The organism is Pseudooceanicola nanhaiensis, assembly GCF_020171315.1.
Classification (GTDB): domain Bacteria; phylum Pseudomonadota; class Alphaproteobacteria; order Rhodobacterales; family Rhodobacteraceae; genus Pseudooceanicola; species Pseudooceanicola nanhaiensis_A.
This window is the reverse complement of record NZ_JAIUZP010000001.1, coordinates 66,971-90,478: the sequence shown is the minus strand read 5'-3', so window position 1 is coordinate 90,478 and position 23,508 is coordinate 66,971. Positions and strand designations below refer to the sequence as shown.

The following is a 23,508-nucleotide window of genomic DNA, read 5'->3' as shown; positions in this document are numbered from 1 at the left end:
ATGTTCGACGATGCCAATGCCCCGACGCGCCCCCCGGCCGAAATCCTGCCCCTCGGGCGGGATGGCTGGCTGGTGCGGTTCGCGCTGACCGCCGCCCCCTGGGCAACGGCCGCCGCGCAGGTTCTCAATGACCGCGCACAGGCCGATCCGCCCGAGGGTGTGCTGCGCGTCATGCCCAGCCTCACATCCGTCCTCTTCCGCTATGACCCCGAGGCGACGGATAGGATCGCGCTGCGGGCCCGGATCGCCCGCCTGCTGGAGGGCCACGACTGGCGCGAGGCCCGGCCTGAACCCGCCGCGCGGGTCTGGCACATCCCGGTGGCCTTTGGCGGCGCGCATGGCCCCGACCTCGCAGAGGTGTCCCAGCTCTCGGGCCTCACGGCAGAGACCGTGATCCGCACCATCGCCGAGACGCCCCTGCGGGTGCTGGCCATCGGTTTCGCCCCCGGCCAGCCCTACCTCGGCCTGCTGCCCCAGGCGCTGGACCTGCCGCGCATGTCCGCGATCAATCCGCAGGTGCCGCGCGGGGCCATCGCCCTTGCGGTGCGCCAGCTTGCGCTCTTCCCCAATCCCTCGCCCACCGGCTGGCGGCAGGTCGGGCGCTGTGCCTTCCGCGCCTTCCGCCCCGAGGCCGAGACCCCGGTGCCGCTGCGAGCCGGAGACGAGCTGCGCCTCGTGCCGGTCTCGGGCGCGCAGATGGACAGCCTTCTGGCCGCCAATGATCCGGAGGGCGGCGCCCGCTGCGAGATCCGCTCATGACGGCCGCGCTCCTCATCCGCTCTGCCGGTCCCGGGGTCAGCATTCAGGACACCGGACGCCCGGACATGGCGCATATCGGCCTCTCGCGCGGTGGCGCGGCCGATCCCCTCGCCCTTCACGAGGCGGCGGCCCTGCTGGGTCTGCGTGCCCCCTCTGCCGCCATCGAGATGGCGGGCATGGGCGGCACCTTCGAGGTGGACGCGCCTATGCGCATCGCCCTGACCGGCGCGCCGATGCGGGCCCGCATCGATCAGCGCGACATCCGCTGGAACGCCAGCCACCTGCTGGAACCGGGCCAGCGCCTGACCATCGGCGCGGCAGAGGGCGGCACCTATGGCTACCTCACCCCTGCCGGCGGAATCGCGACCACGCCCCTGCTCGGCAGCCGCAGCGCGCATCTGACCGCAGGCCTCGGCGCGCTGCTGAAAGATGGCGACCGCCTGCCCCTTGGCGCCGATCCCGCGCCGGAGGCGCCCGCCATGGGCCTTATCCCCGAGGCGCGCTTCACCGGCGGCACAATCCGCTTCATCGAGGGACCCCAGACCGGCCTCTTCTCGCCCGAGACGCTGGCACGTTTCGAGGAGACGGAATTCACCCGCTCCGCCACCGCCAACCGGCAGGGCGTGCGGCTGGAGACCGAGGCCCCGCCCTTCGCGGCCGAGGTCACCTCGGGCCTGTCGTCGGACTTCATCCTTGAGGGTGACCTCCAGATGACCGGCGACGGGCAGCCCTACGTGCTGCTGGCGGAATGCCAGACCATCGGCGGCTACCCCCGCATCGGCACCGTCATCGGCCCCGACCTTGCCCGCGTGGCGCAGGCGCCGCTTGGCGCGCAGCTCCGCTTCCAGCGTATCGGGATCGAGGAGGCGGATCGCCTCGCCGCCACCTATGCCGCGCGGCTCAAGACCCTGCGCCGGGCGGCCAAGCCATTGGTGCGCGACCCGGCCAGCATCCCCGACCTGCTGGCCTATACATTGATCAGCGGCGTCACGGCCGGAAGAGAGCTGGAGGAATGAACATGCTCAAGGTGGACCTGAATTCCGACATCGGCGAAGGCTTCGGCGACTGGACCAAGGGCGACGATGCCGCGCTGATGGAGGTGATCTCCTCGGCCAACATCGCCTGTGGCTTCCACGCGGGCGACCCGGACGTGATGGCGCAGACCATGCGGCAGGCACTGGAGAACGGCGTGGGCATCGGCGCCCACCCCGGGTTCAACGACCTCAAGGGCTTCGGCCGTCGTCGCATCCCGATGAGCCACGCGGAACTGGCCAACATGATCACCTACCAGCTGGGCGCGGCACAGGCGATGGCCCGCGCGGCAGGCGGCGAGGTGCGGCACCTTAAGCTGCACGGCGCGCTGTCCAACATGTGTTCCGAGGATGGGGCGATGGCCCGGGCCTGCTACGAGGCGGCGCTGAAGGTGCAGCCGGACATCGTGATCATGGTGCTGGCCGCCACGGCGATGGAAGAGGTCGTGCGCGACATCGGTTGCAACTGGGCGGGCGAGATCTTTGCCGATCGCGCCTACAACGATGACGGCACGCTGGTCGCACGCGGCCAGCCCGGCGCGGTGCTGCATGATCCGCAGGCGATCACGGCGCGCATCCTCGACATGCTCAAGGCCGGTGCGATCATCACCGAGAGCGGCAAGCACATCCCCTGCCGGATCGACACGATCTGCCTGCATGGCGACACGCAGGGCGCCGTCGACATGGCCCGCGCCCTGCGCCGCGGGTTGGAGGCCGAGGGCGTCGAGATCGCGGGCCTCTGATCTGCCCATCGCTGCCGGGCCCGGGATCGGGCCCGGCACGCTGCGTTCCGGTGCCTGCGACATGCACCGGAATTGATCCCTTCCGTCCCCGCCCCTATCACGGGAGGCAGGAGCCGCCTGCGTGCGGCAAGGGAGGAAGAAACACATGCAACTTGAAGACAGGGTGATCCTGATCACCGGCGGGGCCTCGGGCCTTGGCGCGGCCGTGGCACAGATGGCGGTGGAGGCAGGCGCGCGCGTCGTGCTGGCGGACATGAACGCCGAGGCGGGCGCGGCAAAACAGGCCGAACTTGGCGCGGCCGCGCAGTTCAAGCTTTGCGACGTGACCAGCGAGGCCGACGGTCAGGCCGCCGTCGCCTGCGCGCTGGAGACCTTCGGCCAGCTCGACGCGCTGGTGAACTGCGCGGGCGTCGCCCCGGGCGAGAAGATCGTGGGCCGCGAGGGGCCGCACCGGCTGGAAAGCTTTGCCCGCGCGGTGCAGATCAACCTCGTCGGCACCTTCAACATGCTGCGGCTGGCCGCCGATGCCATGGCGAAGAATGCGCCCGGCGCCGATGGCGAACGGGGGGTGATCATCAACACCGCCTCGATCGCGGCGCAGGACGGGCAGATCGGACAGGCGGCCTATGCGGCCTCCAAGGGCGGCGTCGCGGCGCTGACCCTGCCCGCCGCCCGCGAGTTGTCGCGCCATGGCATCCGCGTGGTGACCATCGCGCCGGGCATCTTCGGCACGCCGATGATGGCCGGTCTCCCGCAGGAGGTGCAGGCCTCCCTCGGCGCCAGCGTGCCCTTCCCGGCCCGCCTCGGCGATCCGGCGGAATACGCGGCGCTGGCGAAACATATCCTCGAAAACCGGATGCTGAACGGCGAGGTGATCCGCCTCGACGGCGCGCTGCGGATGGCCCCGAAGTAACGGCGCAGGCCCCTGTCGGCGGGGCGCGGCACCAGCCGCCCCCGCCGGTGTCAGGTCTTGAACAGCCGGTAGATCGCCGGAATGACCAGAACGGTCAGCGCCGTCGAGGTCAGCAGCCCGAAGAGCAGCGAGATCGCGAGCCCCTGAAAGATCGGGTCCGTCAGGATCACCGCCGCACCGATCATCGCGGCGATGGCGGTCAGCAGGATCGGCTTGAACCGTGTCGCCCCGGCCTCGATCAGCACCTCCACGGTGACCGCCCCGTCCGGGCGGGCATGGCGGATGAAGTCCACGAGCAGGATCGAGTTGCGCACGATGATCCCCGCAAGCGCGATGAACCCGATCATCGAGGTGGCCGAGAAGGGCGCCCCGAACAGCCAGTGGCCCACCATGATGCCAAGGAAGGTCAGCGGCACCGGAGTCAGGATCACCAGCGGCAGCCGGAAGGAGCCGAACTGCGCCACGACGAGGATGTAGATCCCCAGAAGCGCCACGGCGAAGGCCGCGCCCATGTCCCGGAAGGTGACCCAGGTCACCTCCCATTCCCCGTCCCAGAGCAGCGTGGCCTGCGCCGTGCTCTCGGGCTGGCCATGCATGGACACGACGGGTTTCGCCCCGGGGTTGGGCCAGTCCATCGCCTCCAGCCGGTCCGCCACGGCCAGCATCCCGTAGAGCGGTGCCTCGTAGGCTCCGGCCAGTTCCCCCATCACCATGATCACGTCATAGCCGTTGTGCCGGAAGATCGGGTAGGACGCCCGCTCCTCCTCGATCCTGACCACGTCGCCCAGTTCCACCACGCCGCGCCCGCCGGGCAGCGCATTGGCGGGCACCGGCGTCGACAGCGTTTCGCTGTCCAGCACGCGCTGCGCCCGATCGCGGGCGATCACGATGGGGATCGGACGACGGCCCGCCCCGCGGTGGGAATAGCCGACCGTGGTGCTGCCGTTGAGCAATTGCAGGGTCTGGAGTGCATCCGCCTCCTGCACCTGGAAGAAATCGAGTTCGGAGGCCTCCAGCACCGCCCGCAGGCGCGGCGGCCGGATGCCGTAGTTGTCGTCCACGTCGACGACATAGGGCACGGCGTCAAAGGCCGCGCGGACGGCCTGCGCGGTCTCGCGCCGGGTGTCCCCGTCGGGGCCATAGATTTCCGCCAGCAACGTGGCGATCACCGGCGGGCCGGGTGGCGGCTCGACCACCTTCAGAACCGCCCCCTCCGGCAGGTCGAGCGCCGAGAGCGCCCCGCGCAGGTCCTGGGCAATATCGTGGCTGGTCCGGTCCCGGTCGCCCTTGGGCGCAAGGTTGATCTGCACATCGCCCATCTCGCTGCCCTGGCGCAGGTAGTAGTGCCGCACCAATCCGTTGAAGTTGAAGGCCGAGGCCGTGCCCGCATGGGTCTGGGCCGACAGCACCTCCGGCAGCGTCAGGGCGGTTCGCGCCGCCTGCTGGGCCAACGCATCGCTCACCTCGACCGAAGTGCCTTCGGGCAGGTCGATCACCACCGACAGTTCCGACTTGTTGTCGAAGGGCAGCAGCTTGACCGTCACATGCTTCGTGTAGAGCGCCCCGAGAGACCCGAAGCTGAGCACGATCACCGTCAGCAGGAAGACGGCGGCCACCGACTTGCGCGCAAGGATCGGCCGGGCAAAGCGGGCATAGACCCGGCCCATCGGGGTCAGCGCTCCTTGCCCGTCACTGTGCCCGTCACCATGGCTTCCGTGGGCCGCAAGCTTTGCCCCACCGGCCACCTTCAGCATCAGCCAGGGCGTGATCGTGACTGCCACGAAGAAGGAGAAGATCATCGCCGAGGAGGCATTGGCCGGGATCGGCGACATGTAAGGCCCCATCAGCCCCGAAACGAAGAGCATCGGCAGCAGCGCCACAACCACCGTCAGCGTGGCGACGATGGTGGGATTGCCGACCTCGGCGACCGCCTCGATCGCGGCCACGCGGCGCGATTTCGACGGGTCCAGCGCCCAGTGGCGGGCGATGTTCTCGATCACCACGATGGCGTCATCCACGAGGATCCCGATGGAGAAGATCAGCGCGAAGAGCGAGACGCGGTTCAGGGTGTAGCCCATGAAATACGCGGCAAAGAGGGTCAGCAGGATGGTGACCGGAATGACGATGGCCACCACCGCCGCCTCGCGCCAGCCGATGGTGAAAAGCACCAGCGCCACGATGGAGACGGTGGCAAGCGCGAGGTGGAAGAGCAGTTCGTTCGCCTTCTCGTCCGCTGTCTCGCCGTAGTCGCGCGTCACCTCGACCTCGAGCGTATCGGGGATCGTGCCGCCCTTCATCTCCTCGACCTGGTGCAGGATCGTCTCGGCCACGACGACGGCATTGGCGCCCGCGCGTTTCGCCACCGCAAGGGTGACGGCCGGCATCCGGATGATCTGATCGCCCGCGCGACGCAGGGTGGCCACGTGCTGTTCGTCCAGATCGGACACCAGCGCGACCTCGGCCACGTCCCGGACATAGATCGTGCGCCCGTCGCGGGCGGTGAGTTCGAGGTTCCCGATCTCCTCAGGCGATGTCAGCGTGCGCCCGATGACGAGGCCCAGCTGCTGGCCGCCCTCGCGCAGGGTCCCGCCCGGCGTGGCGGTATTGGCGCCCTCCACCTTGGCGGCCAGCTGTTGCAGCGTCACCCCGTGGAGCGCCAGCCGCTCCGGGTCGGGCGCGATGCGCAGGGCCTCGTCCGTCGCGCCGATGATATAGGTCAGCCCCACATCCGGGGTGCGCGCCAGCCGGGCCTCCACCTCGCGGGCGACGCGGGTCAGATCGGCGGCGGTGACCGCCTCCTGCCCGGCAACCGGCGAAAAGGTCAGCGTGACGATGGCCACGTCGTTGATCCCGCGCCCGACCACCAGCGGTTCGGGGATGCCGACGGGAATACGGTCGAGGTTGGCCATGATCTTGTCGCGCACCCGCAGGATCGCGGTGTCCGAGGGCACCCCCACCTCGAACCGCGCCGTGACCATGACCTGATCGTCGCGGGTGTCCGAATAGACATGCTCGACCGCGTCGATGCCCTTCACGATGGTTTCCAGCGGCTCTGTCACCAGCTTGACGGCATCCTCGGCCTTGAGCCCGGCCGCCTGCACATGGATATCCACCAGCGGCACCGAGATCTGCGGCTCTTCCTCGCGGGGGAGCGAGACGAGCGCGATCAGCCCCACCGCCACGGCCGCCAGCAGCAGGAGCGGGGTCAGCGGCGAGGCGATGAAGCCCCGCGTCAGCCAGCCGGCAAGGCCCAGCCGGCCCGTGGGCGCCGGCCCGTGGTCGTCTTTTGGGTCACTCATCGGGGGTCACCACCACATCGCCGGGTTCCAGCCCGGTCAGGACATCGCGCAGGGTCACCCCGTCCAGCGTGAGCATCTCTCCCGGCACGACCACCCGTTGCAGCGTCCCCTCCCCGGCCTTCACCGTGACGAAGTCGAGGCCCCCTGCGTGGCTCAGCGCAGTGTCCGGCACCAGCAGCGCCCGGCGCGTGCCCACCGGCAGGCGCACGGTCAGACGCCGCCCAACGAAGCGGGTGTCGAGCCCCTCGACCTCCACGTCGGCCTGCAGGCGGCCGCCCTCGATCAGCGGATAGAGCTTCACCAGCGTGCCGCTACGTTCGCCATCTGCGCCGGCAAGGACGATCTCGTCGCCTTCCGACAGGTCGTCGGCGTGGCGCTCGGGGATGTTCAGCCGCAGGAACGTCCCGCCGCCGCCGATGCTGGCAATGCTCTCGCCCATGGTCACGACCGAGCCCCGCGCCACCGGGACCGACAGGACGATGCCGTCCTGCGGCGCCAGCACCGCACCCTCGCGGATCTGCTGCTCCACCACCAGCCGCTGCGCCGTCAGGCTGCGGATCGTCGAGGCGGTGACATCCACGGTGGTCTGCAACTGCTCCAGCGCCTGCGCCGTGATCACGCCGCGCTCGGACAGGGCAGTGCCCCGCGTCAGGTCGGACTGCGCCGTGTCGAGCTGCGCCTGCGCCGCTGCCAGCTGCGCGTCCAGCGCGTCGATCTGGAACTGCAGCTTGTCGTCCTCGACCCGCGCCAGTTCCTGCCCCGCCGTGACCGCGTCGCCCTCTGTCACCGACAGCGCGACGAGCGTCCCGCCGATGCGGGCCCGCGCCGGGATCTCCACCCGCGCCTCGACCTGCCCGAAGACCGATTTCCAGACCGTCACCTCCCGCGGGACGATCTCGACCGTGCCGGCCTGCACCGGCGGAGAGAACAGCAACAGGCACAGGGCAATCATTCGGCGCATCGGACCCTCGCAACAGCACGGCCCCGGGCGACGGGGCCGGTTCAACAGGCGGAACATGCATCTGCGATATGCAGATTCCCCGCCAAACATTCGAAATTTGGATTATTTATGACCACCCTGACGGGCCCACCGCAAGGACTTTCGCATCCCTCGACGACAGGTCGCAGCCCGCGCTGCCAGTCAGCCGCCCAGCGACTGGACGAGGTGATAGGCGAGGAAGCTGGCCGCGTAGGCGAGGCCGAACATGTAGCCCACGGCGATCCACATCCAGCGTGCGCTGCCGGTCTCGCGCCGGATGACGGCGAGGGTCGACAGGCATTGCGGCGCGAAGATGTACCAGACGATGAGCGACACCCCGGTGGCGAGGCTCCAGTGCGTGGCGAGCGCCGTGCCGAGGGCGCCCTCGCCCCCGGAAACCGCGTAAACCGTCGAGAGCCCGGCCACGGCCACTTCCCGCGCCGCCATGCCCGGGACGAGGGCCACGCAGATCTCCCAGCTGAACCCGATGGGTGCCAGCAACGGGTGCAGCAGATGGCCGATCATCGCCGCGAAACTGTAGTTGATCGCGGGTTCCGTCGCCTCTGCCGGGGCGTAGGGGAAGGTCGAGAGGACCCAGACCGCGACGCTGGCCATGAAGATGATGGTCCCGGCCCGGCGCAGGAAGGCCCGCGCCCGCTGCCAGAGGCCCAGCAGCACGCCGCGCGCCTGCGGCACCTTGTAGTCGGGCAGATCCAGCATCAGCGGGGCCGCGATCTCGTGCCGGCGGAAGAGCATCCGGCTGACGAAAGCCACCAGCAAAGCGCTGATGACACCCGCGGCGAAGAGGCCGAACATGACCAGCCCCTGCAATCCGATCCCCGGGCCAATGCTGCGCGCGGGCACGAAGGCCCCAATCAGCAGCGTATAGACCGGGATCCGCGCCGAGCAGGTCATCAGCGGGGCGATCAGGATCGTGGTGAGGCGGTCCTTCTCATCGTCGATGACGCGGGCCGACATGATGCCCGGAATGGCGCAGGCAAAGCTCGACAGCAGGGGGATGAAGGCCCGCCCGTGCAGGCCCGCATGGCCCATGATCCGATCCATCAGGAAGGCCGCCCGCGCCATATAGCCGAGGTCTTCGAGGATCAGGATGAAGGCAAAGAGGATGATGATCTGCGGCAGGAAGACCACGACGCTGCCGACCCCGGCAATCACCCCGTCCACAAGGAAGCCGCGCAGCAACCCCTCGGGCAGCACCGCGCTGATCGTGGCCGACACGCCCTCGATCAGGGCCGAGATCGCATCCATCAGCGGGGCCGCCCCGGCGAAGACAGCCTGGAACATGGCAAACATGATCAGCAGCAGGATGATCGGCCCGGCCACCGGATGCAGCAGCACGCCGTCGATCCATTCCGAAAGGCTGCGGCGGCGTTCCGGCGTGCGCACGCTCAGCGCGATGACCCGGTCCGCCTCGCGCAGGGCGGCGCGCAGATCGGCGGCGGTGGGCGGCGCCCAGCCGGAGGCGACACGCGGCGGCAGGCCGGCAGTTGCAAGCGTATCGAGGCGCGACCAGAGATCCTGCATCCCGGCCCGCCGCACCGCGGTGGAGGCCACGACGGGCAGGTCGATCTCCTGCGACAGAAGGTCGAGGTCGATCTCGATCCCGCGATGGCGGGCGATATCGATCATGTTCACGACGATCAGCAGCGGCAGGCCACAGTCCCGCAACTCTCGTGCAAGGCGCAGACCGGGGCGCAGGTGGGTGGCGTCCACCACCACCATCAGCAGGTCGATCGGCTCGGCGTCCGCCCGCGTGCCCAGGATGATCTCGCGGGTGACCACCTCGTCGGGGCTGCGCGCCCGCAGGCTGTAGGTGCCTGGCAGGTCGGTGATCCGCAGCGTCCGGCCCGCCGGGGTCTGGGCCATGCCGACCTTGCGTTCGACCGTGACGCCCGAATAGTTGCCGACCCGCTGGTTCGCCCCCGTCAGCGCGTTGAACAGCGAGGTCTTGCCGCAATTGGGCGCACCGACCAGGGCGACCCGGATGATCCCGTCGCCGATATCCGTCGTCATGTCACGCATGTCTGCCCTATTCCGTCAGGATGGCCATGGCATCGCGGCGGCGCATGGCGACAGTCGCCTCGCCCACGCGCACGGCGATCGGATCACGGCCGAAGGGGCCCTCATGGATCACGGAGACCTCGACCCCCTCGATGAAGCCCATCTCGATCAGGCGGCGCTCCATCTCGCTCGGTGCCAGACGCCCGTTCCCGGCAATGGGAAGAATGCAGACAACCCTGCCCCTGTAGCCCCGTCGCGCCTCTCCGAGGGAGAGCGAACGGTCGGTGGCGTCAATCTGTCTGAGTTCCATGGGGGTACCTCGGGAGCGCGGCTGGTTTCTGATAGTTTCACTCAGGGAAAACTTGCAACCTTGTTCCAGATCAAATCAGTAAGATTTTCGAGAGCGGCCCGGACCGGGAATTCCGAAGACAAATCTTTTCAATGACTTAGATCGCACAATCGGCGTGCAACCTCGCCTCAGAACCGGGTCACAGGCGTGCCAAGCGCGGGCCAAACCGGAAACCGCGGGCGGCGGGGCGGCCGCCTCCCGCGGGTTGCCCTGCCCCCGACTCGCCCCCGCGACGGGATGGCCGGTTGCGCACGGGCCCTGCGGGCGCTCTAATCAGGCGACAAGACTCACGGGTGGACCTGCCATGAGCGAAGACCCCTATGACGTGCTGGGCGTTTCGAAAACCGCCACGGCCGACGAGATCAAGAAAGCCTACCGGAAGATCGCGAAGGAGAGCCATCCCGATCTCCATCCCGGCGATGCGGCAGCCGAAGCGCGGTTCAAGGCCGCCGGAGCGGCGCATGATCTGCTGAAGGACCCCGAGACCCGCGCCCGTTACGACCGCGGCGAGATTGATGCCAGCGGTCAGGAGCGCCCGCAGGAGCGGACCTTCTACCGCGATTTTGCCGAACAGCCCGACAACCCCTACCGGCAGGGCGCGCGCTACGAAGGGTTCGGCGATGAACAGGACATCTTTGCCGAGTTCCTGCGCCGCCATGCCGGAAGGGAGGGCGCCTCGTTCCGCTCCCACGCCTACCAGGCGCGCGGGGCCGATACCCATTACGCGCTGGAGGTCCCGTTCCTGGACGCGGCCAATGGCGGGTCGATGCGGATCACCCTGCCCGATGGCGGCGCGCTCGAGGTGAAGATCCCCCGAGGCGTCCACGAAGGCCAGACCCTGCGCCTGCGGGGCAAGGGCGGCCCGGGCCACGGCGGCGGAGCAGCGGGGGACGCCTATGTCACCCTCTCGATCCGCCCGCATCCGGTCTTCACCCGCGAGGGCGACGACATCGTCACGACCCTGCCGATCACCCTCTACGAGGCCGTGCTGGGTGCCAAGGTCGAGGCACCGACCATCGCCGGGCCGGTCAAGGTCACCGTGCCGAAGGGGACGAGCAGCGGGCGGACGCTCCGCCTCAAGGGGCGCGGCATCGCCGCCGCTGGGCGTCCCGCGGGCGATCAGCGGATCGAGTTGCGCATCGTCATGCCGCCGAAAGTGGATGACGACCTCGCCCGCTTCATGGAGGACTGGGGCAAGCGCAACGGCTACAATCCCCGCAAGGAGGGCATGCCATGACCGCGACGGGCTTCTACTCCGAGGAGGAGGTCATCGCCGCCGTCGGGCGGCTCGACCGGCCGCGCCTCGTGCGGTTCCTGCGTGCCGAGGTGATCCATCCTGCCGATGCAGAGGGGCGACAGGTCTACCGGCAGGTGGACGTGGCCCGGATCGAACTGCTCTGCGATCTCTGCGACGATTTCGATCTGGGGGACGAGGCCCTCGCCATGGTGATGGGGCTGATCGATCAGCTGCACGGCACGCGCGGCGATCTGGCGGCCCTGATGCGCGCCCTCGGGGACGAGCCGGAAGAGGTGCGCGGCCGGATCGTCCGGCGGCTGCAACGCTAGGGCGGCGTTCGGCAGACAATCGCGATCCGCCTCGCGGGGCGGCGGCGCTGAGAGGGCAAAACGGCCGCCCCGAGGGACGGCCGCTGAACCAGTCGCCCCTCCCGAAGACGGACTTCGGAAGGGACCGCTCACTCGTTAAGAACGCAGCCGCGCCACCTCTGCCGCAGGCGGCAGCAGGATACCGTCAAAGAAGGCGGCAAGCGCGTCGTAGGCCCCCAGCGGCAGGACATGGGCGACGTATTGATCCGGCCGCACGATCACCATGCAGCCCTGCGTCCGGTCGATGCCGCGCATCTCGAAGATATCCCCCATCCCCTTGTGATCGACGCAGAAGACCTTCTCGTGGTCCTGCAAGCCCAGCTTTCCCTTCAGCGGTTTCAGCAAGGCCGGCATCTGCTCATAGGCGAGATCCTCGAAAGTCTGCTGGAACACGGCCCGCAGGTCGATCACCGCATCGATATCCTCGTCCGCGCGAGTGTATTTCAGCACCGGGGAGGCCGCGTCCGTCGCCAGCCAGTCCGCCAGACTGTGGATCGCCGAGCCGGGCGCGGAACCGTCTGCGCTGCCCGCAAAGGCATAGAGCCGCCAGCGGCCGTCCGCCTGCGCCACATGGCCCAGCTGCATCTGCATCGCATCCGACAGCCGCACCACCGGGGCCGAATGGAAGCGGCGCCCGACGCCAAGCCCCGTGGCCAGCGCCTGATGGGTCGCCTCGCCCGTCAGGGCGGAGGGCGCATATTCCACCGCGAGGCCCCCCGTGAACTCGAGGTTCTCGATGAACTGCTTCTGGATGCGCGGCATGTCCGACCCGTCGAGTTCCGACTCGCCCGGCGGGGCCGACATGATGCGGGCCCACTGGTGGTCCGTGTCCACGAGACGCTTCGCCTCTGCCCAGCGCTCGGCCGAGTAGCTGCGCAGCAGGCTTGGGGCGGCACGCTTCTGGAACACATGGGCCAGCTTCCAGCCGAGGTTGAAGGAATCCTGCATCGAGACGTTCATCCCCTGCCCCGCCTTGGGGCTGTGGGTGTGACAGGCATCCCCCGCCGTGAAAACGCGCGGGTCCCGGTCCTGCCCCTCCGGCACATCGTCGAACCGGTCGGTCATGCGGTGCCCGATCTCGTAGACCGACCACCAGACCACCTGCTTCACGTCGACCGTGTAGGGCTTCATGATCCGGTTGGCGGCTGCGATCATATGCTCCGATGTCAGGTTGCGGCTGGCCACGCGCTCATCCGGGTTGAGCTTGTCGAGTTCGACATACATGCGGAACAAGTATCCCCCCTCGCGCGGGAGGATCAGCACGTTGCCCTCGCTGGCGGAGGCCACGATGCACTTCTGCCGGATATCCGGGAAATCGGTGTTGGCGAGGATGTCCATCACGCCCCAGGCCTGATGGGCCGCGTCGCCGTGAAGCGTCCCGCCGATCGCCTTGCGCACGTTGGAGCGGGCGCCATCGCAGCCGACGACGTAGTTCGCCCGCACGGTCTTCGTATCGCCCGCGTTCACGCCGGTATTTTCCAGCGTCACCGTGACCGGGTGATCCTCCGTCGTCGGGTCGATGGTCAGGTCCTGCACCGACCAGCCGTAATCCGGCTCGATCCGGCGCGGCGCCTTGCGCATGATGTCCAGGAACAACTCGTGGATGCGGGCCTGGTTGATCAGCGTGTGCGGCATCTCCGAGGAATCGTCGGCCACGTCCTGCACCCGTCCGATCCGCTTGATATGCGCAGGGTTCGCCGGGTCCGGGGTCCAGAAGGTGGTCTGATTCACCCAGTAGCTCTCGCGCTTGACCTTCTCGCCGAAGCCGAAGGCCTGGAACATCTCCATCGAGCGGGTGTTCACCCCGTCCGCCTGCCCCTTCTCCATCGGGCCGGGCTTGCGCTCGACGATCATCACGTCGATCTCGGGGAACTGCGAAAGTTGCGCCGCAAGGCAAAGCCCCGCCGGACCACAGCCCGCGATCAGGACGTCGACCTTCTCCGGCAGGCCGGACAGGCCGGAATACTCCCGGCGACAGGGTGCGGCCTCCCGGACATCGGGATCTCCACTGCGAAAACCTTCCAGGTAGTACTGCATCGACGCTCCTCCTCGCGATCCATTCGGGCAAGGCCCGCCTCAATTAGTAACTATACTTACTATAATGCGTCAATAACGATATGTAGGCATATCATTTTCACGCAAGGCATTGTGGAAACGTCATTTTCGACTGCACGAACAGAAAGAGCGCCGGACCGCATGGCCCGGGCACCAAAGCTGATGATTCGATTTTCGGGGGGAAGGACCGGCGCGGGTTAGGCCTGGGCCGCCTCGGACGCGGCCTTGCGGGCGAGCGTCAGAAAGGCGCTGCGCTCTTCATCGCTGAGGCCCGGCAGGATGTCCTCCTGAAGCTTGCGCACCACCGGCAGCACACGGCTGAACATCTCCTCGCCCGTCTCGGTCAGGGTCACCTCGCGGGCCCGCCTGTCCTTGCTGCTGACGCTGCGGGACACCCACTTCTTGTGTTCAAGCCGGTCGAGTACCCCGCCGATCGTCGCCCGGTCGTAGGCGATCATCGCGGCGACACCGGCCTGGTCGATCCCGGGATTGTCCCGGATCGCCCCCATGGCGGCAAACTGCACCGGCGTGATGTCGAAGCCCTCTGCCTTGGTCCGGGTTGAGAAGACATTCGCCGATGTCTGGTGCAGACGCCGGATCAGGTGCCCCGCCATGTCGTAGACTTCCAAGTCTCTCCTCCTCCTCGGTCGTGACTCGCAGGCGTCGAACTTGCCTAAATAGAGCGCCCCACGGGACCAGCCCCTACGGCAAAAACGCTTAACATCAATATTTTACAGACACTTGCAAGAAATAATAAGTACTCATATTTTCCGGTTGACCGGATCACCCGGCCATCCCTTATAATAAGTCTACATACTAAGTGCCCGGAAGGGCAAACATCCAGATGGAGGAATGGATGACCAGACTTTCCAAATTTCTGTGCGTTGCCGCGACCGCAGCGACGCTTGGCACCGCGGCCAGTGCACAGGACGTCACGCTGATCCTGCATCACTTCCTGCCGCCCGTTTCCAACGCGCACAAGGACATGCTGGAGCCCTGGGCCGAAAAGATCGAGACCGAAAGCGGCGGCCGGATCGCCGTCGAGATCGCGCCCTCCATGTCCATGGGCGGCAAGCCGAACGAACTCTACGGCCAGGTCCGTGACGGCACCGCCGACATCATCTGGACCATCCTCGGCTACACGCCGGGCGTCTTCCCGCGCAGCGAGGTCTTCGAGCTTCCGCTGGTCCACGCCGGCTCTGCCGCCGACACCACGGTGGCGCTCAACGCCTCGCTCGACATGCTGGCGGACGACTTCAAGGACGTGAAGGTTCTCTTCCTGCACAGCCACGACGGCAACCTGATCCACACCTCGACCAAGGCGGTCCGCAGCTTTGACGACGCGGCGGGCCTCAAGCTCCGCACCCCCGGCCGCACCGGCGCATGGGTCATCACCGGGATGGGCGCAGAGCCCGTCGGCATGCCCGTCCCCGCCCTGCCCGAAGCCATGGCCAAGGGCGTCGTGGACGGCGCGCTGACCACCTACGAGATCGTCCCCGCCATCAACCTTCAGGAACTGGACAAGTTCGCCACCGAACTGCCCAACGGCGACCGCTTCGGCACCTCTGTCTTCATGCTGGCCATGAACAAGGACATCTACGAGGACATGCCCGAAGACCTGCGCGCGATCATCGACGCGAACTCCGGCATGAACGTCGCCAAGGAGATCGGCGCCCTCTGGGAAGGCTTCGAGGAGCCGGGCATCGCTGCGCTTGAAGGAGCGGGCGTCGAACGGATCGTCCTCTCCGACGAGGAAGGCGCCAAGTTCAACGCGGTCAGCGAAGGCGTCGTCCAGCGCTGGGTCGACGAGGTGAGCGCCAAGGGCATCGACGGCGCGGCGCTTGTCGAAGGCGCCCGCAAGGCCATCGCCGACGCCCACGCGTCGAACTGAGACCACGCTTGGAGGGGGCCTTTGCCCCCTCCGGCTCTCTGACCCTCACGGAGGCACCCATGAACGCCATACTCTGGCGCGCGGCCGACCTGTTCGCCCTGCTCGGAGGTGTCATCCTCCTGCTCATCGTCCTCGTCACGACCACCAACACGAGCGCCTTCATCCTCGACCGCATCGCAGGCGCCTTCGGGGCCGACGTGTCCGGCCTGCCCGGCTACGAGGATTTCGTGCAGCTTGCGATCAGCGGGGCGGCCCTGATGTTCTTTCCCTTCTGCCAGGCAAACCGCGGCCATGTCGCAGTGGAGCTCTTCATGGACCGGTTCCCGGAAACGCTGCAGCGCGGCTTTGACCGTCTGTGGCTGCTGCTGACCGCTGGGATCGCGCTGTTCCTCGCCTACTGGATGGTCTTCGGCATGCTGGAAGCACGCGACGACACGGCGGTGACCGCTGTCCTCGGCTGGCTGATCTGGCCCTTCTACCTGCCCGGCATTGCCTCGATGGTCCTCTGGGCCCTCGTGGCCCTCGCCCAGATCCGCGCCGAGGTGCGCCATGCTTGATCCCATCACCATCGGCCTGCTGGGCCTCGTCGTCCTCTTCGGCCTGCTTCTGCTGCGCATGCCCGTCGGCATCGCGATGATCGTCGTGGGCGTCGGCGGGACATGGGTCCTCAGCCTCGTGGTGCCCTTCGTGCGCTTCGTGCCCTACCTGCGCCAGTTCAAATCCCTGCTGTGGGAGAACGTCGCCAACTATGACCTCTCCGTCGTGCCGCTCTTCGTGCTGATGGGCTACATCGCGGCCGAGGCGCGCCTGTCCTCGGACCTCTTCAAGGGGCTTGAGGCCCTGCTCTCGCGGTTGCGGGGCGGTGTGGCCATGGCGGCGGTCGCGGCCTGCGGCGGCTTCGGCGCGGTCTGCGGATCCTCGCTCGCCACGGCGGCGACCATGGGCAAGGTGGCGCTGCCGGAACTGCGCGACCTCGGCTACTCGCCCCGCCTCGCCTCCGGCGCCCTTGCCGCGGGCGGGACGCTGGGCATTCTGATCCCGCCGTCTGTCGCACTGGTGATCTATGCGATCATCGTCGAGGGCTCGATCCTCAAGATGTTCCAGGCCGCCGTGATCCCCGGCCTTCTGGCAGTGCTAGGCTTTATCCTCGTCATCGCGATCTCGGTCCGGGTCAACCCGTCCCTCGCGCCAGAGCCCAAGCCGATGGCCCCGGAGGCGCGCCGCCTCGCGCTGCGCCGCCTGCTGCCGGTGATCGCGATCTTCGGCTCGATCATCCTCGGCCTCGGCTTCGGCCTCTTCACCCCCACGCCCGCGGCCTCCATCGGGGTCTTCGTCATCGCTGTCTACGGCCTGCTGCTACGGTGGTTCACCGGCGAGGGCCTCGGGCTGCAGGGCCTGCTGCGGGCGGTGCGCGCCACGGCCGTCACCTCGGGCATGATCTACCTGATCCTCTTCGGCGCAGAGGTCCTCAAGGGCTTCTTCACCCGGACCGGCCTGCCGCAGGCGCTCAGCGACTGGGCCGCGACCAGCGGCCTCGATCCGATGCTCGTGCTCGTCATCATGCTGGTGATCTTCGTCATCCTCGGCTGCTTCATGGAGAGCCTTGCGATGATCCTCGTCGTGGTGCCCTTCTTCTGGCCCACGCTGATCGCGCTGAACGGCGGCGATTACGTCACCGCGGACACCGCCGCCTTCGGGATGGACAACGACAGCCTGAAGATCTGGTTCGGCATCCTCGCGCTGATCGTGGTGGAATTGGGCCTGATCACGCCGCCGGTGGGGCTGAACGTCTTCATCATCGCCTCGCTCGCCCGCGACACGCCGATGTCGACGGTCTTCCGCGGCGTGCTGCCCTTCCTCGGCGCAGAGGTGGTGCGGGTGGCGCTGCTGCTGTCGCTGCCCGCGCTGACGCTGCTGGTGCCGCGCCTGATCGGGAACTGAAAAAGGGCGGGCCCTGCGCAAGGGCCCGCCCCTGTCCCGCGCGGCGGATCAGTAGCCGCGCTTGAGGTCGACCTGCCCCTCGGGCGGCTGACCGGCCACGTAGGCATCAAGCCCTTTCAGCACCTTCTCCACGAAGAGCGGCATGATCGTATCGCCGGACCACGAGACGTGCGGCGTCAGCAGCACCTGCGGATGGGTGTAGAGCGGATCGCCCTCCACCGGCGGCTCGGGCCACGTCACGTCGAGGGTCGCGAACGCCTCGGGGTCGCTGTCAAGCCAGCCGCGCAGGTCGGCCTCGTTGATCAGCGCGCCGCGGGCGACGTTGATCAGGTGCATGCCCTTGGCGGCCTTTGCCAGCATCGTCGCGTTGACGATCTCGCGGGTCTCATCCGTCAGCGGCGCAGAGATCACGAGGTGATCGCATTGGCCGATCATCTCGTCCAGCGAGGTGACATAGCGGATGCCCTCAGGCGCATCTGCGGGCGGGGCCGAACGGCGGCAGACCACCACGTCCATCTCGAAGGCAAGCGCGCGCTTGACGATCTCCTGCCCGATCGCGCCATAGCCGAAGATGCCCAGCGTCTTGCCGTTGACCCGGCCCGGGAAGGCCTTCTGGTCCCATGTGTCGCGGCTGGTGGCCGACACCTTCACCAGCGGCTTCTCCCGCAGGAGAATGGCGGCGAGGGTGAATTCCGCGATCGCGCGCGCCGTCATGCCACGGCCGTTGGTGACCATCCGGCCTTCCAGCAGCCATGGCGGATAGCGGTCCACCCCGACCGAGAAGGTCTGCACCCACTTCAGGTTCGGCAGCCCATGCGCCGGGGCATCGCTGTCTTCCCAGCACTCGCGCCATTCGGCGAGCGCCCGGGTCAGGACGATCTCCACGTCCTCCGGCAGATCGCCGGGGGTCTTGGGCTCAAAGTCATCCAGAACGCGCGGCTGGCTCGGATGCGCCTTGAGCGCTTCGCTCACCTCGGGGCCGATGTGGTTGACGATGACCGGGCCGCTCATGCGCGGGCCCCTTCTGCGATCTCGTATGGCGTCGCCATCGGTGTCTCCTTGTCGTTTCGGCGCCCCGTCTAGGCCGGAGCGGCCCGGACCGGAAGAGCACCCGGCGATTTAGCAGACCCCGGCCCCGGCATCCAATGCCCTTACGCCGTAAATGCACGTTTGCGCCCAGAAATCGGGCAGCGCTTGGGGGCATCCTGCAAGGGCACCGCCTCAGGGCCACGCAACGCGGCAGGCGCCCTCCGGCGGCTGTCATGAAAGGTTCATTTGCCCAGCGCCCAATATTTCACTAATTCATGAAATATGAAAAACACGATTCCCGATATCCTCACGACCCTGGGCCATCCGCAGCGCCTCGCGGTGTTCCGGCTGCTGATGCGCCGGTACCCCGACCGCGTGCCCGCCGGGGAACTGGCCACCGTGCTCGGCATCAAGGCCAGCACGATGTCGACCTACCTCGCCGCGCTGCATCGCGCGGGGCTGGTCCTTCAGGATCGCGCCGGGACATCGCTCCTCTACTCCATCGACATGACAGCCGTACGTCACCTCTTTGACGGCCTGTTCACGGATTGCTGTCGTGCCCGCCCAGACCTCTGCCTGCCCTTCATCACAGGATCTGCCCCGATGACTGACCGCAAGTACACCGTCCTCTTCATCTGCGTGGGGAACTCCGCACGCTCGATCTTTGCCGAATCCCTCCTGCGGGACCTCGCAGGCGACCGGTTTGATGTCTTCTCCGCCGGCACGCGCCCCTATTCGGAGCTGAACCCCTTCGCGCTTCAGGTCCTCGCCGACAAGGGGCATGACACCTCGGTGCTGCGCGCCAAGAACGTCTTGGAATTCTCGGGCCCCGACGCGCCGCAGCTCGATTTCGTCTTCACGGTCTGCGACCTTGCCGCGAACGAGGAATGCCCGGCCTGGGAAGGCCAGCCGATCAGCGGCCACTGGGGCATGACCGACCCGGTGAAGGCCGATGGCACCGATGCGGAAAAGGCGCTCGCCTTCCAGCAGGCCTATGGCGCCCTCAAGCGCCGGATCGAGGCCTTTGCCGCCCTCCCGGTCGAGAGCCTCGACCGGATCGCCCTTCAATCCGCCGTCGACGAGATCGGCCGCACGCCCGCCAAGGACAGCCAATGACCACCTACGCACTGAACGGCCTCGGCCGGATGGGAAAACTCGCCCTGCGCCCGCTGATCGAGAGCGGCGCAAAGATCGCATGGATCAACGACGCCGTCGGCGATCCCGAGATGCACGCCCACCTTCTCGAATTCGACACGGTGCATGGCCGCTGGCCCGCCGCCTTTTCCCATGACGCGGACAGCGTCACCATCGACGGCACCCGCCTGCCGTTCATCGGCACCAAGGACCTCTCGGCCCTGCCGCTGGAGGGTGTGGATGTGGTGATCGACTGCACCGGCGTCTTCAAGACCGAGGCCAAGCTTGCGCCCTATTTCGCCGCGGGCGTGAAGAAGGTCGTCGTTTCGGCCCCCGTCAAGGACGGCCCGACGGCGAACATCGTCTATGGCGTCAACGACGACACCTATGATCCCGCCGCGCACCACATCGTCACCGCGGCCTCCTGCACGACGAACTGCCTCGCCCCGGTGGTGAAGGTCATCCACGAAACCTTTGGCATCCGCCACGGGTCGATCACCACGATCCATGATGTGACCAACACCCAGACCATCGTGGACCGGCCCGCCAAGGACCTCCGCCGCGCCCGTTCGGCGCTGAACTCGCTGATCCCGACGACCACCGGCTCGGCCACGGCCATCACGCTGATCTACCCCGAGTTGAAGGGCCGGCTGAACGGCCATGCGGTGCGCGTGCCGCTGCTCAATGCCTCGCTCACCGACTGCGTCTTCGAGGTCGAACGCGAGACGACGGCAGACGAGGTGAACGCCGCCTTCGCCGCCGCGGCCGATGGCGATCTGAAAGGCATCCTCGGCTACGAGACGCGGCCCCTCGTCTCGACCGATTACACCAACGATCCGCGCTCCAGCATCATCGACGCGCCCTCCACGATGGTGATCAACGGCACGCAGGTGAAAATCTACGCCTGGTACGACAACGAATACGGCTATGCCAACCGGCTGGTCGACGTGGCGCTGATGGTCGGCGCCTCGCTCTGACCCTCATCCACCGGCACGCCCCTCTCCCCTCCTGACCCGCGAGACGCTTTCATGACCGCCCAGACCAAACCGCAGGACGGCCTTTCGGCCTATGTCGCCGTCACCGCCGCCTACTGGGCGTTCATGCTCACCGATGGCGCCTTGCGGATGCTCGTGCTGCTGCACTTCCACACGCTGGGCTTCTCGCCGGTGCAGCTGGCCTATCTCTTCGTGCTCTACGAGATCGCGGGCATGGTCACCAACCTCGCGGCGGGCTGGATCGCGGCGCGGTTCGGCCTGACCTCGACGCTCTATGCCGGGCTCGCACTGCAGGTGGTGGCCCTGCTGGCGCTGACACAGCTTGACCCGGCGTGGAGCGCGGCCGCCTCGGTGGCCTTCGTCATGTGCGTGCAGGGGGCCAGCGGCGTGGCAAAGGACCTCGCCAAGATGTCCTCGAAATCCGCGGTCAAGTTGCTCGCCCCGGCGGAGGGCGGTGGCCTCTTCCGCTGGGTGGCGGTGCTGACCGGATCGAAGAACGCGGTGAAGGGCGTGGGCTTCCTGCTGGGGGCCGCCCTGCTGGCCACGCTGGGCTTCACATGGGCCGTGCTTGCCATGGCGCTGGTTCTGGCCGTGATCCTCGTGGCGGTCATGCTCTACATGCCTGCCGGGTTGCCCCGCGGCCGCAAGGGCGCGAAATTCTCCGAGGTCTTCTCGAAATCCGCCAACGTGAACTGGCTGTCCGCCGCGCGGGTCTTCCTGTTCGGTGCCCGGGACGTCTGGTTCGTGGTGGGGATCCCGGTCTACTTCTACGCCGTCCTCTCGGACGGGACAGAGGCGGGCAACCGCGCGGCCTTCTTCCTGATCGGCACCTTCATGGCGCTGTGGATCATCCTCTACGGGGCGGTACAGGCCAGTGCGCCGCGCATTCTGCGCGCAACGCAGCGCCCCGAGGCAGAGCTGATCCGCGCGGCCCGGGGCTGGGCCGCGGCGCTCTGCGTGATCCCGGCGGGCCTGACGTTGGCCGTCTTCATCGCGCCGGGCCCGACACCGGTGCTGACGATCACCCTCGTCGCCGGGCTGCTGGCCTTCGGGGCGCTCTTCGCGGTGAACTCCGCGCTGCACTCCTACCTCATCCTCGCCTTCTCCCGCAGCGAGCGGGTCACGATGGACGTGGGCTTCTACTACATGGCGAACGCGGGCGGCCGCCTGCTGGGCACGCTGCTCTCCGGGGTGACCTACCAGATCGGGGGCCTGTCGCTCGTGCTGCTCACCGCCGCGATCATGGTGGCGCTGTCGGCCCTCTTCTCCGGCCGCCTGACAGATGAGCCCCCCGCCGCGGCCTGATCCCCGGCGGCGTGGCGTAGAAACGGGCGCGGCCGGGGCGATGTGGCAGATTTTGCAGCCACATTCCCGCGACATTCAAACCTGCCGCATTGCACTTCGCCCCGCTCCCCCGCTAGCTGTCGCGCGACAAGAGCCGGAAGACGCAAGATGAACAGCACCGAACGCACCCGCCGTGGCATGGCCGCCGTCCTCGCCGGCGAGCGTCACGGCCTGTTCAGCCGGCTGCTCTTCGTCGGCCCCGCGGTGATCGCCTCCATCGCCTATGTCGATCCCGGCAACTACGCCACAAACATCCAGGCCGGCGCGGGCTATGGCTACACGCTGCTCTGGGTGGTGCTGCTGGCCAACCTGATCGCCATGATGTTCCAGGCGCTGTCGGCCCGGCTGGGCATCGTGACGGGCCGCAACCTTGCCGAGATGTCGCGCGATCACTTTCCGCGCCCCGTGGTCTGGGTCATGTGGGCCGTCAGCGAGGTTGCGGCCATGGCCACCGACCTGGCCGAGTTCCTCGGCGGCGCGATCGGCCTTGCCCTGCTGTTCGGCATCCCGCTGTTCTGGGGCATGGTCGTCACGGCCATCGTGACCTATGGCATCCTGATCTTCGAGCGGCAGGGCTTCCGGCCCATGGAGCTGATCATCGGAACGATGATCGGCATCATCAGCCTGTGCTACCTCGTCGAGATCTTTCTCGCCCCGATCGACTGGCCCGCCGCGGGCACGGGGCTGATCACCCCCCGGATGCCCGACGCGCAGGCCCTGACCATTGCCGTGGGGATCATCGGGGCCACCGTGATGCCCCATGCGGTCTACCTCCACTCGGGACTGACGCAATCCCGCGCGACCCTGCGCAACGAGGACGACCGCCGTCGCGTTCTGCGGTTCTCCAACATCGAGGTCGTGGTCGCGCTTGCCATCGCGGGCATGGTCAACATGGCCATGGTGATGATGGCGGCCTCGGCCTTCCACAGCGGCCACAGCGAAGTGGCCGAGATCGAGAACGCTTACCACCTGCTGACCCCGCTTCTGGGGTCTGCCGCCGCCGCGGTGTTCCTCGTCTCGCTGATCACCTCGGGGGTGTCGAGCTCGGTCGTGGGCACCATGGCAGGGCAGATGATCATGCAGGGCTTCCTGCATGTGCGCGTGCCGATCTGGCTGCGCCGCCTCGTCACCATGGCGCCGGCCTTCGCCGTCGTCGCGCTTGGCTACAACGCGACCGATGCGCTCGTGCTGTCGCAGGTCATCCTGTCGATCGCCCTGCCGGTCCCGATGATCGCGCTGATCATCTTCGTCTCGCGCCCGGACATCATGGGCACCTTCGTCGCCGGGCCGCTGCTGCGCATCGGGGCGCTTCTGGGGGCGGTCGTGGTGCTGGGCCTCAACTTCGTGCTGCTGGCCCAGACCTTCGGCCTGCCGATCCCCTTCCTCGCAGAGTAGGGCCGCCGCGCAGACCGGCGACCG

20 protein-coding genes are annotated in these 23,508 nt (G+C 67.8%); 13 read left to right on the top strand and 7 right to left on the bottom strand.

The window, feature by feature from the left end; translation table 11 throughout:
• The 4 genes from LCM32_RS00400 to LCM32_RS00385 all read left to right on the top strand — a co-directional run bounded on the left by LCM32_RS00400 (position 1) and on the right by LCM32_RS00385 (position 3,446).
• Positions 1–759 (top strand): 5-oxoprolinase subunit B family protein, encoded by a 759-nt coding sequence (locus LCM32_RS00400; RefSeq protein WP_224819086.1) that lies wholly within the window; start codon positions 1–3, stop codon positions 757–759.
• Positions 756–1,775, top strand: a complete 1,020-nt coding sequence (locus LCM32_RS00395; RefSeq protein ID WP_224819085.1) for a biotin-dependent carboxyltransferase family protein — start codon at positions 756–758, stop codon at positions 1,773–1,775. Before LCM32_RS00400 ends, LCM32_RS00395 begins: the two co-directional genes overlap by 4 nt.
• A gap of 2 nt (positions 1,776–1,777) precedes the next feature.
• Positions 1,778–2,533: a LamB/YcsF family protein gene (locus LCM32_RS00390; protein WP_224819861.1), complete on the top strand. Its 756-nt coding sequence runs from the start codon at positions 1,778–1,780 to the stop codon at positions 2,531–2,533.
• Between the two features lie 145 nt (positions 2,534–2,678).
• Entirely contained in the window at positions 2,679–3,446 is a 768-nt protein-coding gene (locus tag LCM32_RS00385) for a 3-hydroxyacyl-CoA dehydrogenase (RefSeq protein ID WP_224819084.1), read from the top strand.
• Positions 3,447–3,496: 50 nt separating this feature from the next.
• Here the strand turns inward: LCM32_RS00385 and LCM32_RS00380 are convergent, their stop codons facing one another.
• The 4 genes from LCM32_RS00380 to LCM32_RS00365 form a co-directional block, all read right to left on the bottom strand.
• The gene (locus LCM32_RS00380; RefSeq protein ID WP_224819083.1) at positions 3,497–6,745 is read right to left on the bottom strand and encodes an efflux RND transporter permease subunit; all 3,249 of its coding nucleotides are present in this window, start codon (positions 6,743–6,745) and stop codon (positions 3,497–3,499) included.
• Positions 6,738–7,679, bottom strand: coding sequence for an efflux RND transporter periplasmic adaptor subunit (locus tag LCM32_RS00375; RefSeq protein WP_224819082.1), 942 nt, complete (start codon positions 7,677–7,679; stop codon positions 6,738–6,740). The genes LCM32_RS00380 and LCM32_RS00375 overlap by 8 nt, the downstream gene beginning before the upstream one ends.
• Positions 7,680–7,886: 207 nt before the next feature.
• A complete protein-coding gene (gene feoB, locus LCM32_RS00370; RefSeq protein WP_224819081.1) occupies positions 7,887–9,758 on the bottom strand; it encodes a ferrous iron transporter B in 1,872 nt (623 codons plus the stop codon).
• A 16-nt stretch (positions 9,759–9,774) separates the two neighbouring features.
• The gene (locus LCM32_RS00365; protein ID WP_224819080.1) at positions 9,775–10,056 is read right to left on the bottom strand and encodes a FeoA family protein; all 282 of its coding nucleotides are present in this window, start codon (positions 10,054–10,056) and stop codon (positions 9,775–9,777) included.
• A 343-nt stretch (positions 10,057–10,399) separates the two neighbouring features.
• On the opposite strand from LCM32_RS00365, the gene LCM32_RS00360 reads away from it, so the two are divergent.
• On the top strand, positions 10,400–11,332 hold the full coding sequence (locus LCM32_RS00360; RefSeq protein ID WP_224819079.1) for a DnaJ C-terminal domain-containing protein: 933 nt from the start codon (positions 10,400–10,402) through the stop codon (positions 11,330–11,332).
• Positions 11,329–11,661: a hypothetical protein gene (locus tag LCM32_RS00355; RefSeq protein ID WP_224819078.1), complete on the top strand. Its 333-nt coding sequence runs from the start codon at positions 11,329–11,331 to the stop codon at positions 11,659–11,661. Before LCM32_RS00360 ends, LCM32_RS00355 begins: the two co-directional genes overlap by 4 nt.
• Positions 11,662–11,796: 135 nt before the next feature.
• On the opposite strand, the gene LCM32_RS00350 is transcribed toward LCM32_RS00355, so the two are convergent.
• Together LCM32_RS00350 and LCM32_RS00345 are read right to left on the bottom strand one after the other, a co-directional pair.
• Entirely contained in the window at positions 11,797–13,737 is a 1,941-nt protein-coding gene (locus LCM32_RS00350; protein WP_224819077.1) for an FAD-binding monooxygenase, read from the bottom strand.
• A gap of 215 nt (positions 13,738–13,952) precedes the next feature.
• Positions 13,953–14,384: a MarR family winged helix-turn-helix transcriptional regulator gene (locus LCM32_RS00345; RefSeq protein ID WP_224819076.1), complete on the bottom strand. Its 432-nt coding sequence runs from the start codon at positions 14,382–14,384 to the stop codon at positions 13,953–13,955.
• 227 nt (positions 14,385–14,611) lie between these two features.
• Between LCM32_RS00345 and LCM32_RS00340 the strand changes: the two genes are divergently transcribed.
• Genes LCM32_RS00340 through LCM32_RS00330 form a run of 3 tightly spaced genes read left to right on the top strand, consistent with a single transcriptional unit; the run spans position 14,612 to position 17,587 of the window.
• Positions 14,612–15,646 carry a TRAP transporter substrate-binding protein gene (locus tag LCM32_RS00340; RefSeq protein WP_224819075.1) on the top strand — a complete coding sequence of 345 codons (1,035 nt, stop codon included), beginning with the start codon at positions 14,612–14,614 and terminating at the stop codon, positions 15,644–15,646.
• A gap of 59 nt (positions 15,647–15,705) precedes the next feature.
• Positions 15,706–16,203: a TRAP transporter small permease gene (locus LCM32_RS00335; RefSeq protein WP_224819074.1), complete on the top strand. Its 498-nt coding sequence runs from the start codon at positions 15,706–15,708 to the stop codon at positions 16,201–16,203.
• The gene (locus LCM32_RS00330; RefSeq protein ID WP_224819073.1) at positions 16,196–17,587 is read left to right on the top strand and encodes a TRAP transporter large permease; all 1,392 of its coding nucleotides are present in this window, start codon (positions 16,196–16,198) and stop codon (positions 17,585–17,587) included. Before LCM32_RS00335 ends, LCM32_RS00330 begins: the two co-directional genes overlap by 8 nt.
• A gap of 48 nt (positions 17,588–17,635) precedes the next feature.
• Here LCM32_RS00330 and LCM32_RS00325 read toward each other — a convergent pair whose 3' ends face one another.
• Positions 17,636–18,598, bottom strand: coding sequence for an NAD(P)-dependent oxidoreductase (locus LCM32_RS00325; protein WP_224819072.1), 963 nt, complete (start codon positions 18,596–18,598; stop codon positions 17,636–17,638).
• Positions 18,599–18,898: 300 nt separating this feature from the next.
• Here LCM32_RS00325 and LCM32_RS00320 point away from each other — a divergent pair, with 300 nt between their 5' ends.
• From LCM32_RS00320 to LCM32_RS00305, 4 genes are all read left to right on the top strand, one after another.
• Positions 18,899–19,732 carry a helix-turn-helix domain-containing protein gene (locus LCM32_RS00320; protein WP_224819071.1) on the top strand — a complete coding sequence of 278 codons (834 nt, stop codon included), beginning with the start codon at positions 18,899–18,901 and terminating at the stop codon, positions 19,730–19,732.
• Positions 19,729–20,727: an ArsJ-associated glyceraldehyde-3-phosphate dehydrogenase gene (locus LCM32_RS00315; protein ID WP_224819070.1), complete on the top strand. Its 999-nt coding sequence runs from the start codon at positions 19,729–19,731 to the stop codon at positions 20,725–20,727. Before LCM32_RS00320 ends, LCM32_RS00315 begins: the two co-directional genes overlap by 4 nt.
• Before the next feature lie 51 nt (positions 20,728–20,778).
• Positions 20,779–22,050: an organoarsenical effux MFS transporter ArsJ gene (arsJ, locus tag LCM32_RS00310; protein WP_224819069.1), complete on the top strand. Its 1,272-nt coding sequence runs from the start codon at positions 20,779–20,781 to the stop codon at positions 22,048–22,050.
• Between the two features lie 147 nt (positions 22,051–22,197).
• The gene (locus tag LCM32_RS00305) at positions 22,198–23,484 is read left to right on the top strand and encodes an Nramp family divalent metal transporter (protein WP_224819068.1); all 1,287 of its coding nucleotides are present in this window, start codon (positions 22,198–22,200) and stop codon (positions 23,482–23,484) included.
• Positions 23,485–23,508 lie beyond the last annotated feature (24 nt).

Coding starts and splice junctions, on each gene's coding strand:
- LCM32_RS00400 (WP_224819086.1), top strand. CDS start 1: ATGTTCGACGATGCCAATGCCCCGACGCGCCCCCCGGCCGAAATCCTG.
- LCM32_RS00395 (WP_224819085.1), top strand. CDS start 756: ATGACGGCCGCGCTCCTCATCCGCTCTGCCGGTCCCGGGGTCAGCATT.
- LCM32_RS00390 (WP_224819861.1), top strand. CDS start 1,778: ATGCTCAAGGTGGACCTGAATTCCGACATCGGCGAAGGCTTCGGCGAC.
- LCM32_RS00385 (WP_224819084.1), top strand. CDS start 2,679: ATGCAACTTGAAGACAGGGTGATCCTGATCACCGGCGGGGCCTCGGGC.
- LCM32_RS00380 (WP_224819083.1), bottom strand. CDS start 6,745: ATGAGTGACCCAAAAGACGACCACGGGCCGGCGCCCACGGGCCGGCTG.
- feoB (WP_224819081.1), bottom strand. CDS start 9,758: ATGACGACGGATATCGGCGACGGGATCATCCGGGTCGCCCTGGTCGGT.
- LCM32_RS00365 (WP_224819080.1), bottom strand. CDS start 10,056: ATGGAACTCAGACAGATTGACGCCACCGACCGTTCGCTCTCCCTCGGA.
- LCM32_RS00360 (WP_224819079.1), top strand. CDS start 10,400: ATGAGCGAAGACCCCTATGACGTGCTGGGCGTTTCGAAAACCGCCACG.
- LCM32_RS00355 (WP_224819078.1), top strand. CDS start 11,329: ATGACCGCGACGGGCTTCTACTCCGAGGAGGAGGTCATCGCCGCCGTC.
- LCM32_RS00350 (WP_224819077.1), bottom strand. CDS start 13,737: ATGCAGTACTACCTGGAAGGTTTTCGCAGTGGAGATCCCGATGTCCGG.
- LCM32_RS00340 (WP_224819075.1), top strand. CDS start 14,612: ATGACCAGACTTTCCAAATTTCTGTGCGTTGCCGCGACCGCAGCGACG.
- LCM32_RS00335 (WP_224819074.1), top strand. CDS start 15,706: ATGAACGCCATACTCTGGCGCGCGGCCGACCTGTTCGCCCTGCTCGGA.
- LCM32_RS00330 (WP_224819073.1), top strand. CDS start 16,196: ATGCTTGATCCCATCACCATCGGCCTGCTGGGCCTCGTCGTCCTCTTC.
- LCM32_RS00325 (WP_224819072.1), bottom strand. CDS start 18,598: ATGAGCGGCCCGGTCATCGTCAACCACATCGGCCCCGAGGTGAGCGAA.
- LCM32_RS00320 (WP_224819071.1), top strand. CDS start 18,899: ATGAAAAACACGATTCCCGATATCCTCACGACCCTGGGCCATCCGCAG.
- LCM32_RS00315 (WP_224819070.1), top strand. CDS start 19,729: ATGACCACCTACGCACTGAACGGCCTCGGCCGGATGGGAAAACTCGCC.
- arsJ (WP_224819069.1), top strand. CDS start 20,779: ATGACCGCCCAGACCAAACCGCAGGACGGCCTTTCGGCCTATGTCGCC.
- LCM32_RS00305 (WP_224819068.1), top strand. CDS start 22,198: ATGAACAGCACCGAACGCACCCGCCGTGGCATGGCCGCCGTCCTCGCC.